This window comes from Desulfosarcina sp. (assembly GCF_055467485.1).
The window spans coordinates 1-17,132 of sequence record NZ_JBUOIV010000033.1 but is presented as its reverse complement, the minus strand read 5'-3'; the positions used below and the strand labels follow the sequence as shown (position 1 = coordinate 17,132).

Genomic DNA, 17,132 nt, shown 5'->3' with positions numbered 1-17,132 from the left:
CAACGCTGGTCGAACAGGATACATGGACAATTTCAATCGAATTCAATTTGAGGCTCCCGATCTGACTGCGCTATGCAACTCGAATACCGTGGTTGATCTGCACTTCCACTCCCGCTTTTCAGACGGCACCGATACCGTGGCAGAGATTGCCCAGCGGGCCCGGCAACTGGGGATCGGCATTGCCATCACCGACCATAATGCCATCGATGGGGCTGTGGAACTCGACGGTCATGACGATGTGCTCAGCATTCCCGGCATCGAGGTAACCTCCCTCGAAGGGACTCACGTGCTGGTCTATTTTTACCATATCGATGACCTCAAGAACTTTTATGCCGCCGATGTCAAGCCGTTCATGGGGCCGACAGTCATGTCGTCGATCGACCTGGATGTGGAATCAATCGTCCGGCGTGCCAGGAAATACAACAGCGTCGTCATCTTCCCGCATCCCTATTCGGCCGCCTTCACCGGCATATGCAACCACAGCTTCTCGGAAGCGCAGCTGGACCGCCTGCTGCGGATGGCCGATGGTGTAGAGGTGATCAATTCGGAGAATCTGAAGCGTTGGAATTTGAAAAGTGCCCTGCTGGGATTCAATCTGAATCGTGCCATTACCGGTGGCAGCGACGGTCACAGCCTTCCGGAAATGGGTCTTGTGGTCACCTATGCCGACTGTGCCCGCAGCCGGAAAGCCTTTCTGGATGCCGTAAACCGCAAAGAGGCCAAGGTGATGGGGACCGAATCGAAGCTGTTGAAAAAAATCCAGTCCAACGGCGCCAAGTTGAAAAACAGCATCAACAACTATCCGGACATCGTCGAAAAGAACATCCGCTATGGCAAGAGCGTGGTCCGCTTTTGCACCCGCAAGGCCTCTGAACAAGTCTGGCAGCGAATCAACGACAGGCACTTGAAAAAAGCGTTCTTTTTCGTCGCCGGCCTGACTTTTCTGAAGATCAACTACAATGCCCTGCCGCTGGTCATTTTTTCATTGATCACCTGAACAGAAGCGAACATCATCCGTTTGTCGGGCGGTTCACCTGAAGCTGCCCGTTGGCGATTCAATCCGGCGGGTAACGGCTCGGACGGGGCCGCTCACTGGTTGCCCAACCCCTTGAGCAGGCCTTTCACGCCTTCCTGCACCATCTTCCCGGCCGCTTCCTTCGAAGGCACCATCTTTTTCAATGCTTCCTTGTCGGGCAGGGACTGGTCAAGCCGTTGTTCCAGAATGGCGTTGAGATCCGGCGTGAATGTGGGTGATCCGAAGCTGCCCGACACCATCACCGGTACCAGGATCCCCTTGCGCTGGGTCGTGTCCCCCTGGCCTTGGATGGTGGCGACAAATTTGGGTTCTACACGAAAATCCAACGTCTCTTTGACCAGGTCGGCCTTGCCGGCAGCCAATACACGCAGCAGGGGAGAGACCAGCCTGGAGCCATCGGTTTTAACCAGTCCGCTGGTGATCGTATAGGGCAACTGCAGTTCTGCGAAGTCGGTGCGTGGCTTTTCCGAGGGCTGTTGGCCAAAGCCGAAGGCGGTATTCACGTTGCGCACCATCGACGCCAGGTCGATGCCGACGATCGCGCCGTCGGTGAAGCGCAGGTCGCCTTTGCCGCCGAGCGTCTGGCGGATGCCATCGGGGGTGTCTCCGGAGAAATTCAGACCGATATCGGCGGCCATGGCGCCTTCAATCAATTCCTTGGCCATTACGTCCCTGATCAGTGGACCGGCCTGGATGCCCTTGATTGCCAGTTCCATGGCTGTCTCGGGCTTTTCCTTCTGAACACTGAGCGTGCCGGTGCCGGCCAGGCTGCCCTGGTAAAGGTCGATTTTGAGTGGATCCAACCGGACAATGCCATTGCGTGCGCTGACCCGGACCTCAAGGTTCTGCATGCGGGCTTTTTTGACCTTCAGTTCACCGGCTTTGAAGCGTGCATCCATCACCAGGCGGCGCAGCGGAGCGTAATCGGTCTTTTTCGCGGTCGGCGCCGCCGGCGGTTTTCCGGGAGACGCCGCACCGGCCTTTTCAGTGGCAGGAGGCGGCAGGTAGCGATCCAGATCGATACCATCCAGGTTAAGGTCAGCCTTGAGGTTGGGCTTGTCGAACTCGCCGACCTGGGCGGAAAAAGTGGCCTGGGAGTCGTCCAGTTTCAATTTGCCGTCGGACACGACGATGTTTTGTGGGGTACCCTTGAGCTTGAGTGACAGGGCAACGGCGTTAAGCACCTTGGCGTCGGCCGGTTCAAAGGGGAGTGTTTCGCCCAGTTGGCCCATTACCTTGCGGGGCGAAAATTCGGCCACGTTCACGGCAACATCGAATGTGGGCACCGCTGGGGACGGGTCGATCCGACCGCTCAGCTTGACATCCAGTTCGTTGAGCAGGTTGATGGCCAGCTCCATCGGCACGGGGTTTTTTCCGGGTTGAGCCCCCACCGGGCCGATGGTGCCGTACAGTTTAAGCGGCTTCTGGTCGGCCGATGCCGAAAAAGCCACCCCGATAGCTTTGTCAAAGGAGACATCCGTCAACACCAGGTCGATGTCCTTGACCTCCTTGCGAACGCCGGCGGCTTGGTCCAGCCACACGATCAGGCCGTCGGTGATGGCAAATTCTCCAATCAGCAACCCCTTGATGGGAAGCTCGCCGGTGGACGACGGCGCCGGCTTTTCCTTTGCCGGCACTGCCGGTTTTTCAGAGGGTTGGCCCAGGTCTTCCCAGCTGCCTTTGCCGTCCTTGCGTTTTTCCAGCACAATTACCGGTTTGTTCATAACGAACCGTTTGACTTCGACATTTCGTGACAACAGGGGCAGGAGTTTGACGCGCACCTCAAAAGAGGCCACCGAAAGGAAATCTTTTTCCTTGAAACCGGAAGGATTTCCCAGGTGCAGGTCCGACAAGCGTACACCGACCCATGGAAATATGGACGGTTTCAGGTCGCCGCCCAGCTTGAAGCTGCGTCCGGTGGCCTTGGTGACCTGCTGCTCGATCTGGGGTTTGTACTTTTCGACGTCGATGACCATCGGCAGGACGATCACGGCGATGACGATCAACGCCACCAGTGAACCGGCAACGAAAAGAATCCATTTCACGGTTTTATTCATGGTATGTCTCCTGCTCCTTGATCCGGATCTGAGTTTTACGTGTCAGGCATTTATCCGCATTACCCTGCCTCCGGTAGCGCAGTTCCGGGGCGTGGCTTCAATGAAATGAAAAGGCCGCCGCCTGCGATCGATCGGTTTGGCGGCAGCATCTGTCGGTGCCGACAGTGTCCATTGGTCGCCTGGGGTCCGAGTGGGCGCTTCCCCGTCAGTGCGTTGTCTGCAACTTAAGTACGCCTGGATAGATGTAAAGCCCAAGGCGACGACGGTTCCTCCGTCCCAGCGGATACGGGATGGCCCGGATGTCGCCATTTCCGTGACTGACCCCGCAACGGTGTGGTTTGAATATGGCGATGCGAGCCCGCGACCTGGACAGGCATATCATATTCTCAGATGTCCGCCCGGCCAGGCAACCATTTCGTGAAGGTGCCATCCGTCGTAAGATCTGAGTTGGGATATAACTGAATGATATTATTTAAATATATTGCTTTCCTATCTGCCTTGACAAACCAGCGGCCATTTGAGATATTCTTGCATTTAAAATGTGATTCCTGTCAATGGCTATCCCCTCGAAATTGATCAACCCGATCGGGACTGCCTGACCACATGCACAGGGCAGGCTGTTTGACTCGGGAGATCAATAAGAATGGCAAGGACTGAGGGAACGGTGTCATGCCGGCCATTTCATGTTCAACCAATCACAGCCACGTTCATTGCACGATTTTCGGACAACCCACGTAGCCAAACCATCATCGGACACAGGAGGAGAATATGAGGCCAGGAGAAAAATTAAGCAAATCATCGGAAAAGCTGGCAGACTTGATCCACAAGGCCATTGCCGACTGCGAAATCACCAGCTCCGAATACGATGCCATCATGAAGGTGGCCAATGAGGATCACCACATCGATCGGCAAGAGCAAAACCTGCTCAATCAGCTGCAATCGCTGATGGCCAACGGCACCGTCAAGCGCGTGAAGGGCTGATGACGACCACGCCTCGCCGGGTATAAACGTCGGTCGTAGATGGGGTCGACGACAGCTTCCTGCGGGTTGCCCGTTGATAAACCAGCATCTCCTCTAAAAAAAGCAGCCTGGAAAATGGGTCAAGCCATTGTCCAGGCTTTTTATTTGGTTCGGTTTAAAACTATTCTAAAATTCTTCACATCCCGTGGCTGCGCGAATAGGCTGACGGTGCGGGGGGCGCCCAGCCGGTCAGCGCATCGGGGTCGGGTCGGTGAATTTCGACCTTCAGCGGGTAACAGGCCGCTTTATCGCTGGAATGCTCCGTGCTGCAGTCGCCGCCGGGGCAGGTCGACAACGCGCCCAGCAGATCGATCTCGGCGAAGCATTCGAGATAGTCGCCGGGACGCACCGGGCTGGCCTTCATGAAATACTGGTGCGTGTCACGGGTGAAGCCCGTGCACATGAAGACGTTGAGGACATCATGCACATGGGGCTCGGCCTGATGCAGCGGCAGGCCGGTCTCGGCGGCCAGGGCGCGGGTCAGGTTCGAATGGCAGCAATGGTGATAGTCCCGCCCGCCAAGCAGCCGGCCGGTATAGGGATCGCAGCGTGTGCCGATCACATCGTGCACGCTGCCGCCATCCGCATCGAATCCATACCAGTCGAGGGTGTCATGGGTGATCGTCGCCATCGGGCGCATGTGGGGGAAACCGCTCCACATCCGGTCGCCGGTGCTCAGGTGAGTGCCGTGAAGCGCGCGGGTCTTGCCGCTGTAAAACCGCTCCGACAGATCCTTCTCCGCCCAGAGATTCAGGTCGCCCACCTGCGGGCCGTCCACGCTGACGATCCTGAAAAAATGGCCTGCCGGTACACGAAAGGTTCGGGCCTCCCGCGGCGGCACAACCACCACTTCCGTCAGTTCCATTCGTTGGCGCGCGGCCGCATAAGTGGTCATGTCCGGCCGGGGGAGCGTGTCGACCGGGTAGCAGATCACCGGCTTGACCGCCCTGCGGGCATCGGCGTCAGCCGGCGCCAGGCATTGGGGGGTGCGTTTCATCGGTATCCTTTCCGAAGGTAGAAGGAATAGATGCGTTGTAAAGAAATTACATGGGCAATGTCAATCCGTTATCGAGACAACGGTCCCCGCTTTGGCGATCAGGCAGATCGGGTTTTTTAGCTCCCGGGAGGCATTCAACTCGCCTCATGGCTTTTGGGGCAGCCCCCTGACGTTCGGGAGGCAGAAGGAAAACTCGTTTTCAAGCCCGCAGGCCCTGCACCGGTAACATACGACGACGGACCGGCACTTCAACGAATCGCGGATATCGGATTGGCGTTCAAACCGCCCGCCGCACGAGCACGAACCGGGAACCACGAGGATACAGACGATCCCCGCGATGTCATCCTCTACGATGGTAAATGCGCCAAGCCCGAGCTCTTTCCATTCATCCAGGAGATCGGTGTAAAACCGGCGTGTCCGTACCTTTCGTTTGCGGGCCAGGGAACGGCCGGTCGCCGTTTTCAGGGTCTCCGGCGCGTGATGGGCATAGGTCAACTCGATACTGGTCCGGATCATGACGTCATCGTCCAGAAATTGCCGCCGGAGGGCCTTTTTAGCGAAAAACTGGGCGACCCCCAGGCTGCCCAGCTTGTCGAGGCAATCCGCATCGTACACCGCGCGACCGATGTCGCTGGTCGCCTTGCCCTCGAGGTACGAGGAAAGGATGGCATCGCTGATCGACGGGAGCCATTTCGCGTAGGCGGTGCCGGATAGGATCCGTCGGGCAAACCGGACGGCATTTTCCTCTTCCGGGGTGTCGTCCTCGTGATAGCTTCCCCTGGCGAACTTGCCGCTGTCATGCAGCAGGCCCGCCAGCAGTGCCGGTTCCTCCTCCCAGCCCTCCGCCCGGGCGATGTGATGGGCGATACGGGCGACCCTGGCGCTGTGGGACCAGATGCTGGAAAAGGTCTCTTGGGTAAACCTGGCCTGAAAGGCGCTTTCCTGATCGATCAGGCTCCGGCGAATTTCACGCAGCAGGTCGGGTGCTATGGATTGGAGTGCATTCGGGCCGGATACCCCGCCCGGCTGTCCGTCCTCCTGTCCGGTCCAGCGGCGATAGTCACGCATCGTGTTGATATTGGTGAACGCGCGGTCCATCCCCTGTGCCAGTCCGTTTTTGGCGAACCACTCTTTTTCCAGGCGCCGCGTTTTGCAGCGCGGTACCAGCATTTCGATCTTGAAGATGCCGGCATCGAGGTTGTCGCGGATTGCCGGCAGGCAGCGTTGGCGATAAAAGGCGTGCAGAAACTCCGGCCTTTTCCCCGGGCAGGGCACGACGATGTCGAATTCACCCAGTTCTATGATTTGGCGCCTGATGATCGTCTCGTCCAAAAAGGGCATGTCCGCTGCGCACACAAAGGCCGTCTCGTGTTTTATCCGGCGCAGGCCGCTGTAGATCCCCATCAGGGGGCCAAAGCCCTGCCGCTCGTCGCCGACGACCGGCAAACCAAGGAAGGCATACTTCTCCGGCGTGTTGGTCACGACAAGCACCGCTTCGAACAGAGGGACGACCACACTGGCCGTCCGTTCGATGATCGGCCGGTTGTCGATTTCCAGAAGCGGCTTGTCCGGCGTGAGCCGTCGGCCTTCTCCTCCGGCCAGGATCAGGCAGGTGGCTGCAATTTTTTTCGAACTGGATCCCATCGATGCAATCCCGATGAACGCGCGAGAGCCGTTCTTTATTGGGTTCCCATAAGACAACGGTTTTTCTGCTTTCTGCGAAGCCGTTAATCGTCGGGGTTCCTTATAGGCACAAAGCGGATTTTCTGGCAATTGATTCCATGGCCGGTTTAAAGGGGGAAGGGCGTTACAGCATCGTCGGAGAATCAGGCCGACATTTGCCCAATTGCCGGCATCATGCTAAACGTCTCGATGCGCATACGTAGATTCGCTATCGAACGAGGAGCCCGCATGCCGGTAAAAAGCCCGAGACCCTTCATCCTGGTTGCTTGCGCCTGCGCCATTTTCTGGCCGGGCTCGTTTATTTTCGGACTCCCCGGAGTGCTGCGCCAGCATTGGCAGCATGTATTCGACGCCGACGGCGGGGCGATCGGCGGGGCGGTGTTTTTCATTCTCACCGGGGCCACCTGCTTCATGTACCTGTGCGGGCGCCTGCAGGAGAAATACGGTCCGGGACGACTGGCTGCTTTAGGGGCGGTGATGGGCGGCGGCAGTGTCATCTGGCTGAGCCAGGCCGCAAATATGACCGAAGTCAACGTCTGGGCGTTTGCCGTCGGCGCCTCGTCGGCCTTTGTCTACCTCCCGGGACTGACGGTGGTCCAGCGCTGGTATCCCGAAAAACGCGGCCTGGTTGCCGGTTTTTTCAACATGGCCTTCGGATTGTCGGCAGCGGTGACGTCTCCGATTTTCTCCGTTCTTTTGTCGACATGGGGGTACGAAGCCTTGACCCTGGCCGCGGGCTGCGCAGCGCTGACCATCGGCCTGGCCGCTTCCGCCCTGATCCGGTTTCCGGAGAGCGATACGGCGACGCCGGTGTCCGATGCGCCGTCTGCACCCGGCGGACGCTCGGTCGGGGATGCCCTGAAAAGCCGTGAATTCTGGTGTCTCTGGCTGACCTGGGTGTTTGCCGGCGCTGCCGGAGCCAGCATGATCGTCCTGGCCACCGGGTTCGGCCTGGCTCGCGGCCTGAACCTGGAACGGGCCGTCGTCCTGCTCACGGCGTTCAATCTGACCAACGGCTGCGGCAGGTTGATCAGCGGTTATTTTTCGGACAGGATCGGCCGGTCCCGCATCATGGCGATGAGCTTTGCCGCCGCAGGCGTGGCCTACCTGATCATGCCCCATCTGGCCGGTCTGTGGTTGTGGGCCGTGCTGGCGGCGGTGATTGGCTTTGCCTTCGGGACCCTCTTTGCGGTCTCCGGCCCGTTGGCCGGTGATTGTTTCGGTATGGTGCACTTCGGGGCCATCTTCGGGCTGGTCTTCACCGCCTACGGATTTGTGTCCGGGCCGCTTGGCCCATGGCTGAGCGGCCACATCCTGGATGTCACCCAGGGCAACTACACCCTGGTTTTCTCCTACCTGGGGCTGATGTACCTGACGGCGGCCGGGCTGATCCTGCTGGTTCAGCCGTGGCGGGAATGCCGACTGTAAGGGGTTGCCCCCGGCTGAAAGAAGGCGGTTTCAACGTACCCTCGCATCCGTGGGGTGAGGGGATTGGGGCCTTTCGGTCATGGTCAGGTTCCTAATCGGACCGTCGCCGGCCGATGACCAACTTGATCGATCAATGTCGTCTGGTGCAAGCACAGGCCTACACAATGAATATCCATTCAAAGCTCGAATCGACTCAATCCTCGCACTTGATCGTAGAGACGCGCAGACGCGCTGACATCGTCGTCGGCGTGCCCCACCATGCCCCGGCCGGCACACCCCACCTGCCTTGCCCGGAGCATGGCGATTCGGACGAAAATACCGGTTTTGTCGGGCGCTACCTTGCCGACCGGCTCGACTGCTGCAGCATCGTCGCCTGCAACGCCACCGTCGATGCAAACAAACACCTGAACAGCGACTACACGATGCAGATCGCCACGTGGCGCCCAGACGTCCTGGTCGAAATCCACGGGCACGGAAAGGTCCGATCGTCGTTCGATGTCGAGATCTCCTGCGGTTCAGCAGCGTTCACCACCGCTTCCGAGGCGTTGGCCAGGGCGATCGAACGCCGGTGCCTGGCGGATGCAGACCTTGCGGACGTGTCGGTTTGCGGCCGGTTTGCCGACATCTATTTCAGGGCGACCAAGACATTGACGATTACCGACCCGCGCTGGCTGGCCTACCACATCGAGCTGTCGCCCCGGTTGAGAAAACCGGAAGCGGGAAATACCGGCGGTCCGACTGCCCTGGCTTTTCGGTTTTGCGATTGCCTGGCAGCGGCTCTGGTTGAAAAGCATGGATGATGACAATCCAGGCCCTTACCGGGTGCATACCGGTTAAGTTGTCCCGGCATGAAGGGTAAGGCGGTGCACACCAGCATGGCAAGCGAAAAAATCCTCCGGTGTCGCACCACCTCAAGGCTCTGGGATTGCAGTTCCCGCTACCAGCCGCAGTGCCAGCAATCGTCGATCTCCTTGAGGTCTACGGTAACCACACCACCGACACGCCGCCGGTCTGCAGCCCCGTATTGCAGTTTGCCCACCGGGCTGATGACGACCCCCTGCACCGACCCGATGACAGTCAGGCGACTATCCTCCAGGTTGTGCCCAAAGGGGTCGGCTTTCAGCTCGTCGATCACCGCCTCGGAGAAGCCGGCTTCCCAGTTGGGGCTGCCATTGGCGCTGGTCTGGGAGATCCTCGGTAAATCGATGGCTTCCTGAATGTTGCGCTGGTGATCGATGAGATTCATGGTGACGTTGACTACCGAATTGATGATCGTCGATCCCCCCGGAGAACCATATGCAGCCACCGGTTTTCCGTGTCTGAATACGATGGTCGGGGACATACTCGACCGCGGGCGCTTGTTGGCTGCCACATCATTGGCACCGGGATTGAAGTTCTCCGGGTCCGGATCGGCGGCGGGGCTGAAATTAAAGTCGGTCAGCTCGTTGTTGAGCAGAAAGCCATATCCCGGCACCATCAACCCGGCACCCCACCCCGACTCGATCGTCGTGGTGTAGGAGACGACATTGCCGAAACGATCGACGATACTGAAATGGGTGGTGTTGACGCCCTTTTGCATTTCCGCGCCCGCACGGGCCAGTTTGTGTTTCTTCCAATATCCGTTCGACTCGAAGGGGCGTGGATCATCCGCTTCTACATCCGCCTGCCTGGAATCAGGATCGATCAATGCGCTGCGCATAGCGATGTAGTCGTCGTCCAGCAGGCCCGCTTTGGGGACGTCCACGAAATCCTCGTCGCCCATCCAGACCGCGCGGTCGGCGAAGGCCAGCCGGCCGGCCTCGAGCATGACGTTCAGGGTGCGCGTGGAGCCAAACCCATATCCCTTGCCTGCATCGCCGATGGGGAAGCGTTCCATCATCTTGAGCATTTGCAGCACAGTCAATGCGCCCGACGAGGGGGGACCCATGCCCTTGATGGTAAATCCCCGATAGTCATCCGCCACCGGCCTGCGGATCGCGACATCGTAGTTTTGAAGATCGTCGAGGGTCATGCGCCCGATGCCTGCGACGATCTCGCTGCCGCCATCGGTTCGGGTGGCCATCTGGGTTTCAATGATGGCTTCGGCGATCTCGCCCTCATAGAACACCGCCGGGCCTTGATCGGCAATCAGTTGGAATGTTTCGGCAAGATCAGGCTGCACCAGCAGCGCTCCCTCCTGCAGGGGTAAGCCGCCGGGACGGAATACCTTGCGGGCCTCGTCATAGGCGGGATTGCCGAATTCGTTTTGCAGGCGCGTGCTTTCCGTGCTCTCCGCCAACCGGGGGCCGACGCGGAAGCCGTCCCGGGCCAGTCCGATCGCCGGTGCCAATGCTTCGCTTAAGGGGATGGTTCCCCATTTTTCCAAAGCGGTGGCTACCCCTAGCAGGGTCCCCGGTACGCCGACCGAAACGCCGCTGGTGGAAGCCAGGCTGAAAGCTTGACCGCCGTAAGCGAGAAACGGCACGAACATGTCCGGTGTTGCGGCATCGGGCGCTTTCTCGCGGGAATCCACGGTCACGGTTTTTCTCTGCCTGGCCAGGTATATCACCATGAAGCCGCCGCCGCCGATCCCGGAGGACTGAGGTTCGACAACATTCAAGGCAAACTGTACGGCTGCCGCCGCATCGATGGCATTGCCGCCTTTTTTTAATATTTCAGCGCCGACTCTCGCTGCGTTGGGTTCGCTCGTGGTTACCACACCGCCCTTAGCGCCCGGGACACCCAGCATCAGGTTGCCTTTGCCCCAGCTGGCAGCCGGTGCCATGAGCACAAGTATTGCCACGACGACGGTGAACGTTTGACATCTGGATAAGCGCTTAGAAAATAGACATGCTTTCATGACTTTCCTCCTCGTCTTAAATTGATGGTCCACTGTTGTTCACGGTGTTAGGCAGGAAAAGATTGAGATTGCCTCCAAAGGGGCAGCGTTCCGCTTTGGAGGCGACGATCGGAAATTTTAAATTCAACCATAGTGGTTTGTTGCTTGTATGTTTCAAGCCGTATCCCCATCTGAGGAGAATTGAAAAAAGAAAGCCCGCCAGCCACGGAGCAACTGCGGTTCGTAAACTGGCCGCGGGATCCAATTCGATGTACAAAATGGAAATCAGCGATGCAAAGGGGCAAGATCGGCGTAAGCAGGACCACGTGAGACGGGCGTTGCGTTCATTTGAGCGGTCGAATGGGGGGCCTTTTCAGAAAATAGTCATCCGAGTAATCGCACTGAGATCGGAAGTAAGGTGGGCACAGAGACGGCCTCGATAAGTGCTGCGTTCATTGACGACCGATCTATCTGGTTCAAGAACTAAAATCTGCATCGACAATTGTCAATGGATTTTTCGCGGATCAACGTGTAATGGCAGCGCGCGATGGAGGAGATGGGCGCTCACCAAGAAAGGAGTGACAGGATATTCGGCTTCTCTTATGTTTTTGCCATTTCACGCCGTCACACTCGTTTGACAAAGGTGTGGAAAACGTCGTGAGGGCAGGCATGTGAAGGCCAAAGCCGGTAAAAAAGCACAGTCAATGGCAGATCAACGAGCATGTCGCGCCGAAGATTAGCGCCGCAGGGCCAAGCATAATCGTTTTTCACCAACCATTGAGACTGATCCGTTAAGACCGAAATACCGGTACCACAAAGCGGAATCTCAGATGGAAGACGAGGCCGGTTGCACGCTGCCTGGTGGCGACAAGACCACTTCCCGGCTGTTTACGATGAGCTTGCCGTCGACGGTCTCCGCCTGGTGGACCAGGTTGTCGCCGTTTTTTACGAAAATGCCGGTCGGCATGCCAGGGAAAAGTGGCGTGAGCAATTTGGGGGCTTCGCCAACTAGGTTGACCGGCAGGCTGAAATCCGATTTCAGGTAGAAAATGTCGAACAGCAGTTCAGGCTGGCTGACGATCGGTGCGAACTGCATGAAGGACATGTCCTTGAGCAGGCGCAGATTGATGCCGCCGGTTATTTCTCCCTCGGCGAGTTGAATGTTCAGGTCCGAGATCGTGAACTCGAGCCCCTGCTTCAACAATTTTTCGTAGGCGGCGATCATCTGGAACCCGATCATCGCCACCTGCTTTTTCATGGCTTCCCCGGCCGCTTCTGAATCTGCATCCAGGGCGGCCATGTTGCCCAGGAACTGGGTCATGTTCTGGGCATACATTCGCATAAATGCTTCATACCCGTCCACATCCACCCCGTTCATGGCCAGGCTCACGGATGCCTTGTCGACCATCGTGTCGTTGGCCTTCAGCCCGTCGATCGAAAATCGCCCTTCCCACGATGTCGCCGACCGGTCATCGTTGACCATGAGAAGGTACCGGCCTCTCAGGCCCTGAAGATCAAAGCCTTCATCCTTTTCCCAGGCGTTGACATGCTGCACGTCGAAGCTGACATCCCCGTCCCAGATAAATGCCGAGAACATTTTCAGGTTGGAGGTCAGGGATATGTTGCTGACCTCGAATTTTTCTCCGGCCGACAAACCCTCCCAGGACCCCGAGGAATTGAAATTTTTCAGATCACGGTCTGTTGTCATGACCATTCTGCCCGCCCTGACATCGATGGTTTCATCTTCGGCGTCGACGGAAAAGGCATCCAGTTCAACTGTGTTTTGAATGTTGCCCAAAAGGCCGTATTCGGTGGAGATATGCAGCGGATCATGGCCTTGCAGCTTTTCGGCAATAAACGTTTCGTACCAGGGATTTTTCTCGAGGCTGGTGGTCGAGGAGACACCGGAAAAGCCGTGTTCGGCATGCTCCTTAAAAACGACTTCTTCGATCCGATAGAACGCCTTGAGTGCGCCCAGATCGATTTTCCACTCGATGTCCGATGTCAGATAGCCCCTGTCATAGCTGACTATTTCCAATTTGTAACCGGTGCCGCTGGCCGCGTAAATCGAATTGATATCCTCAAAGGCACTTCGGACGGTCCGCTCCATGAGCAGGCCGCTTGCAAAGGGAATGGAAAAACCCATGCCAAGGATCACTATCACGACAACAATCGCTTTTTTCATGCCTGCTCCTTCACTTCGAAAACGATGTCGTCATGCCCGTTAGGGGATTCGATCGATTTCTGTTGAGGTTCGACTATCGATAGAATCAGGCTGCCCGACATCATCGGTTGATTTTCTGCACCTGTATCTGCAGACTTGGCGACAAAGGTAAGCAATTTTCATGCAGCGATTGCCGAAAAAACGTTCTGGTCTATGTATATGTATCCAATTTTATGATAATTTCTCTTCGATTTGATTTTTTATCAGTCGGGGAATATTGCTCGATTAAATCATTATTGTACAAAAAATGAAAAGCAATCGCCCATTTCCGTCAGCTGGCTCGATGCAGGAACGAGTGGGTTTGGTATGGAAAAGTGCTCGAAGGTTATTTCTTTCGATAGAGATAGGACCTTCGAGAAGGCGGAAACGGTGCGTGCGAAAAGCGGCCGACCAGCAAACCATCTGTGTCGGTTGGTATTAGGGAAAATCCTGGCAGGCAGACAGCTGAACGGGGCAAGGGAATGGTCGCCGGGTATGGATCACAACGTATTGGCCATCAATAGTCTGCTCTATTCATATGCCATAGAATGTCCATGTCTCAACATTTTCAATGCAGCATGAGCATAGGCAATCGTTTTTCACCGGCTTGTTGAACCGTTTCGATCTCAAAGCCAACAACACCCTGGCCTTAAATTTCGACCTCTTCCCAGGCGGCCAGTGCATTCATCTCTTTTCCGATTTCCACCAGCCGTTCCGGATAGATCCCCTGAGCGGCGATGGAATTGGTTATATCATTAACGATGTAGTATGGCCCCAGGCTCTCAATTGTCCTTTTTCGAACTCTCGTTTTACACAACGATTGATTGTCCTTTGATAAGCGCCTGCGAATTCTTCCTTCCAGTGCTTGCAGTGTGATTTTGGTTTTCAATGGCCGCCCCCCTTTGGTTGCCGTTATATCGCTAACCTTAGCATGTTTGGGCACATGAGTCAGAAAAAAGATGGAAATGCGATTGCGGGTAAGAAAACCAGGAAATTTTGAAACGATAGGATGTTTTGAAGTGGCGTAAATGGTTGGTATCTAAACCATGCTTGCCCCCCTTTAAGACGAATGCATTTAAACGGCAGCCAGCTATGAACCGGAAATTGATTTTTCATGCCTCCATTGTGAACACGTACACGACCGATAGGCCGTCGAACATGCAGCCGGCCACTTTGTTGGATGTATCGGCATTTTATTGGTCGTCATTGCAGGCCGGGACTTCCCGAACATCAGCGGAGTACTGGACAGCGCATCGGGGCGGTACGGTTTCGGTCATCGCAAGCGAATGTCTCCGGTCGATGGATGAATCGCATTGGCGGTGACCGGGGGCGGATTGGTCGGCTGGAGCAAGTCGATACGAAATCGGTCGGACCGTTGTCCCGGAGATATTCGTTTAATTGGAAACCCTACAGAATTCGAATTCGGTGAGCGATATTGGACAGATCAACCCTTTCTTGGATACTCTCAATTTATTCCAATCTGGTTGATTGATGCGACATAGATAGGTTGCAAAATGCAATCACAATCGGATCGGCGGTCCAAACGACCACTACATTTTGATTGTCAGGGATTTATAACCACCGCAAGATCATGGAAAAAAGTACACGACACGACGCAATCCGGTATGGTAAACTTTGATCGTGAATCAACAGGCAAACGATCAACCTCCTGAGGGAGTGGAACCGTGTCCGGATCGAGAAACCAAAACAGTGATGAAGCGGCTACACTAAACCAGAAGCTCGTCAAATTCGAAAAAATTCGGAAGAGCGAAGCTCATTTCAGGACACTTGTGGAGGCAACAGGTGACTGGATCTGGGAGGTTTCGACGGACGGTGTTTACACTTATTCCAGCCCGCAAGTGGAATCGATCCTTGGCTACACACCAGAGTTCGTCATTGGTAAGACACCGTTCGACCTTATGCCGCCCGACGAGGCGGAACGGATCCATGCAGTGTTCCTAAAGTTTGTAGAGAAAAGCGAACCGATCGTCCAACTGGAAAATATCGCCATTCACAAAGATGGGCGGCTCGTGGTGCTCGAGACCAGCGGGCTTCCTTTCTTCGACAAAGACGGCACGCTCAAGGGATACCGCGGGATAGACCGCGAGATTACTTCTCGCAAGCAAACCGAAACCGAACTTATCGAGGAGAAAAGACTTTCCGACGCCATGCTGGATGGCCTCCCAGGAGTCTTCTATGTTTTCGACCAGAACGGCCGGTTTCTGCGCTGGAATAGGAATTTAGAGACAGTTTCCGGCTACACTGCCAACGAAATTTCCCAGATGACTCCAGACCTATTTTTCCCCAAGAACGAACGCCTATCTGTGCGTGAAGCTATTGGACGGGTGTTTACTGAGGGGTGGGCCACGGTTGAGGCCAGCTTCTTGTCGAAGGACGGAAGCACAACGCCCTACCTGATGACTGGCACACGCATTGACATCAGGGACAAACCATACTTGTCCGGCCTGGGAATGGATATCTCCGAGCAAAAAAAAGCCGAGCAAGAGAAATTGATCCTCGAACGCCAAGTCCAACACGCCCAGAAGCTTGAAAGCCTCGGCGTGCTAGCAGGCGGTATCGCCCATGATTTTAACAACCTGCTCATGGGCATCGTGGGAAACGTCGATCTCGCCTTGATGGATATGCCCCCGGACGATCCGGTTAGAACGCGCATCAATCAGATCGAAATTTCGGCTAAACGTCTTGCCGATCTCACCAACCAGATGCTCGCCTATTCGGGCAAGGGCAAGTTCGTCATCCAGACCATCGACCTTCAAACACTAGTCCAGGAGATGGCGGATCTCCTAAGTATCATTCGGTCCAAGAAGGCAGCCCTCCGATTCGATTTCGCCGAGAACGTGCGTCCCATTGAAGCGGACTCTACGCAGATTCGACAAGTAGTAATGAATCTCGTGATTAATGCCTCAGAGGCAATAGGCAACAAAAACGGGGAAATTCTGGTACGAACTGGCACCATGTGGTGTGACAAGGAGTACTTGGAGCAGACCTATCTTGACGATGACTTGGTCGCGGGTGAATATTCGTTTTTCGAAGTGTCCGATACCGGTCCGGGTATGAACGAGGTGACTGTCACCAAAATTTTCGATCCTTTTTTCTCTACTAAGTTTACCGGCCGCGGCCTCGGACTCGCAGCCGTGATGGGGATCGTGCGCGGGCATCACGGCGCGATAAACGTATACAGTGAACCTGGCAAGGGCACGACTTTTAAGGTATTGTTTCCCGTATCTCCGAGATCCGTGGTTTCCCAAAACGAATCGCGACTACCGGACAATTTTAAGAAACTCGAGGGCAAGACCGTGCTGCTGGTGGATGACGAGGAGATCGTTCGAAATGTTGGGCGGATCATGCTCGAACGCTTAGGCATGAACGTAATCATCGCTGAGGATGGGGAGCAGGCGTTAGCTCTGTACCAGGATAAACATGAACAGGTCGACTTCGTTATTCTTGATCTCACGATGCCACGGATGGATGGAGAGGAGGCCTTTCACGAGATACGCCGCATCAACCGGGATGCCTGCGTTCTATTGTCCAGCGGCTACAGCCAGCAGGAGCTATCCATACGTTTTTCAAAGCAGCCGCTTGCTGGTTTTATCCAGAAACCTTACCAAATAAGTTTGTTGGGAACTTCTCTTTTTGAGGCGCTGAAGAGGGAGTCGTAATATTAGACAAACCAAATCATACAAATTAAGATTACGATGACTATGCTTGGAAATTTAATAGAAATTTTCCGCATACAATATTATTGTACCTGACTGCGTTTACTAAACGTTGCGTCTGTATTGCATTTAAGTAATGTTTACTGTGGGCCCCAATACATATTGACCAGTAAATATTACTCCAACTCATCACCAGCCAACCAAAATCATTTT

At 55.7% G+C, this 17,132-nt stretch carries 11 protein-coding genes; 5 read left to right on the top strand and 6 right to left on the bottom strand.

Features of this window, described 5'->3' with window-relative positions:
• The first annotated feature begins 22 nt into the window (after positions 1-22).
• Positions 23-997 (top strand): PHP domain-containing protein, encoded by a 975-nt coding sequence (locus tag ACZCED_RS15620; protein WP_462971560.1) that lies wholly within the window; start codon positions 23-25, stop codon positions 995-997.
• 92 nt (positions 998-1,089) lie between these two features.
• Here ACZCED_RS15620 and ACZCED_RS15615 read toward each other — a convergent pair whose 3' ends face one another.
• Entirely contained in the window at positions 1,090-3,093 is a 2,004-nt protein-coding gene (locus ACZCED_RS15615) for an AsmA family protein (protein ID WP_464861157.1), read from the bottom strand.
• A 768-nt stretch (positions 3,094-3,861) separates the two neighbouring features.
• Here ACZCED_RS15615 and ACZCED_RS15610 point away from each other — a divergent pair.
• On the top strand, positions 3,862-4,074 hold the full coding sequence (locus ACZCED_RS15610) for a hypothetical protein (RefSeq protein ID WP_462971558.1): 213 nt from the start codon (positions 3,862-3,864) through the stop codon (positions 4,072-4,074).
• Between the two features lie 175 nt (positions 4,075-4,249).
• Here ACZCED_RS15610 and ACZCED_RS15605 read toward each other — a convergent pair whose 3' ends face one another.
• Both ACZCED_RS15605 and ACZCED_RS15600 read right to left on the bottom strand, forming a co-directional pair.
• Positions 4,250-5,110 (bottom strand): urea carboxylase-associated family protein, encoded by an 861-nt coding sequence (locus tag ACZCED_RS15605; RefSeq protein ID WP_462971557.1) that lies wholly within the window; start codon positions 5,108-5,110, stop codon positions 4,250-4,252.
• Positions 5,111-5,254: 144 nt separating this feature from the next.
• Entirely contained in the window at positions 5,255-6,754 is a 1,500-nt protein-coding gene (locus ACZCED_RS15600; RefSeq protein ID WP_462971556.1) for an NTP transferase domain-containing protein, read from the bottom strand.
• A gap of 267 nt (positions 6,755-7,021) precedes the next feature.
• Between ACZCED_RS15600 and ACZCED_RS15595 the strand changes: the two genes are divergently transcribed.
• Together ACZCED_RS15595 and ACZCED_RS15590 are read left to right on the top strand one after the other, a co-directional pair.
• The gene (locus ACZCED_RS15595; RefSeq protein WP_464861156.1) at positions 7,022-8,221 is read left to right on the top strand and encodes an MFS transporter; all 1,200 of its coding nucleotides are present in this window, start codon (positions 7,022-7,024) and stop codon (positions 8,219-8,221) included.
• Positions 8,222-8,385: 164 nt separating this feature from the next.
• Entirely contained in the window at positions 8,386-9,021 is a 636-nt protein-coding gene (locus ACZCED_RS15590) for a hypothetical protein (protein WP_464861155.1), read from the top strand.
• Positions 9,022-9,158: 137 nt separating this feature from the next.
• On the opposite strand, the gene ggt is transcribed toward ACZCED_RS15590, so the two are convergent.
• The 3 genes from ggt to ACZCED_RS15575 form a co-directional block, all read right to left on the bottom strand.
• Complete coding sequence (gene ggt / locus ACZCED_RS15585; protein WP_462971553.1) at positions 9,159-11,060, bottom strand: gamma-glutamyltransferase; 1,902 nt, start codon at positions 11,058-11,060, stop codon at positions 9,159-9,161.
• An 805-nt stretch (positions 11,061-11,865) separates the two neighbouring features.
• Positions 11,866-13,224 carry a DUF945 family protein gene (locus ACZCED_RS15580; RefSeq protein ID WP_464861154.1) on the bottom strand — a complete coding sequence of 453 codons (1,359 nt, stop codon included), beginning with the start codon at positions 13,222-13,224 and terminating at the stop codon, positions 11,866-11,868.
• Between the two features lie 667 nt (positions 13,225-13,891).
• Positions 13,892-14,131 (bottom strand): hypothetical protein, encoded by a 240-nt coding sequence (locus tag ACZCED_RS15575; RefSeq protein WP_462971551.1) that lies wholly within the window; start codon positions 14,129-14,131, stop codon positions 13,892-13,894.
• Positions 14,132-14,927: 796 nt separating this feature from the next.
• Between ACZCED_RS15575 and ACZCED_RS15570 the strand changes: the two genes are divergently transcribed.
• On the top strand, positions 14,928-16,922 hold the full coding sequence (locus tag ACZCED_RS15570; protein WP_462971550.1) for a PAS domain-containing hybrid sensor histidine kinase/response regulator: 1,995 nt from the start codon (positions 14,928-14,930) through the stop codon (positions 16,920-16,922).
• Positions 16,923-17,132: the final 210 nt, after the last annotated feature.

What these genes read in the sequence shown, in the direction of transcription:
- ACZCED_RS15615 (WP_464861157.1), bottom strand. Translation starts at nt 3,093, where the DNA reads ATGAATAAAACCGTGAAATGGATTCTTTTCGTTGCCGGTTCACTGGTG.
- ACZCED_RS15600 (WP_462971556.1), bottom strand. Translation starts at nt 6,754, where the DNA reads ATGGGATCCAGTTCGAAAAAAATTGCAGCCACCTGCCTGATCCTGGCC.
- ACZCED_RS15605 (WP_462971557.1), bottom strand. Translation starts at nt 5,110, where the DNA reads ATGAAACGCACCCCCCAATGCCTGGCGCCGGCTGACGCCGATGCCCGC.
- ACZCED_RS15580 (WP_464861154.1), bottom strand. Translation starts at nt 13,224, where the DNA reads ATGAAAAAAGCGATTGTTGTCGTGATAGTGATCCTTGGCATGGGTTTT.
- ggt (WP_462971553.1), bottom strand. Translation starts at nt 11,060, where the DNA reads ATGAAAGCATGTCTATTTTCTAAGCGCTTATCCAGATGTCAAACGTTC.
- ACZCED_RS15610 (WP_462971558.1), top strand. Translation starts at nt 3,862, where the DNA reads ATGAGGCCAGGAGAAAAATTAAGCAAATCATCGGAAAAGCTGGCAGAC.
- ACZCED_RS15620 (WP_462971560.1), top strand. Translation starts at nt 23, where the DNA reads ATGGACAATTTCAATCGAATTCAATTTGAGGCTCCCGATCTGACTGCG.
- ACZCED_RS15595 (WP_464861156.1), top strand. Translation starts at nt 7,022, where the DNA reads ATGCCGGTAAAAAGCCCGAGACCCTTCATCCTGGTTGCTTGCGCCTGC.
- ACZCED_RS15590 (WP_464861155.1), top strand. Translation starts at nt 8,386, where the DNA reads ATGAATATCCATTCAAAGCTCGAATCGACTCAATCCTCGCACTTGATC.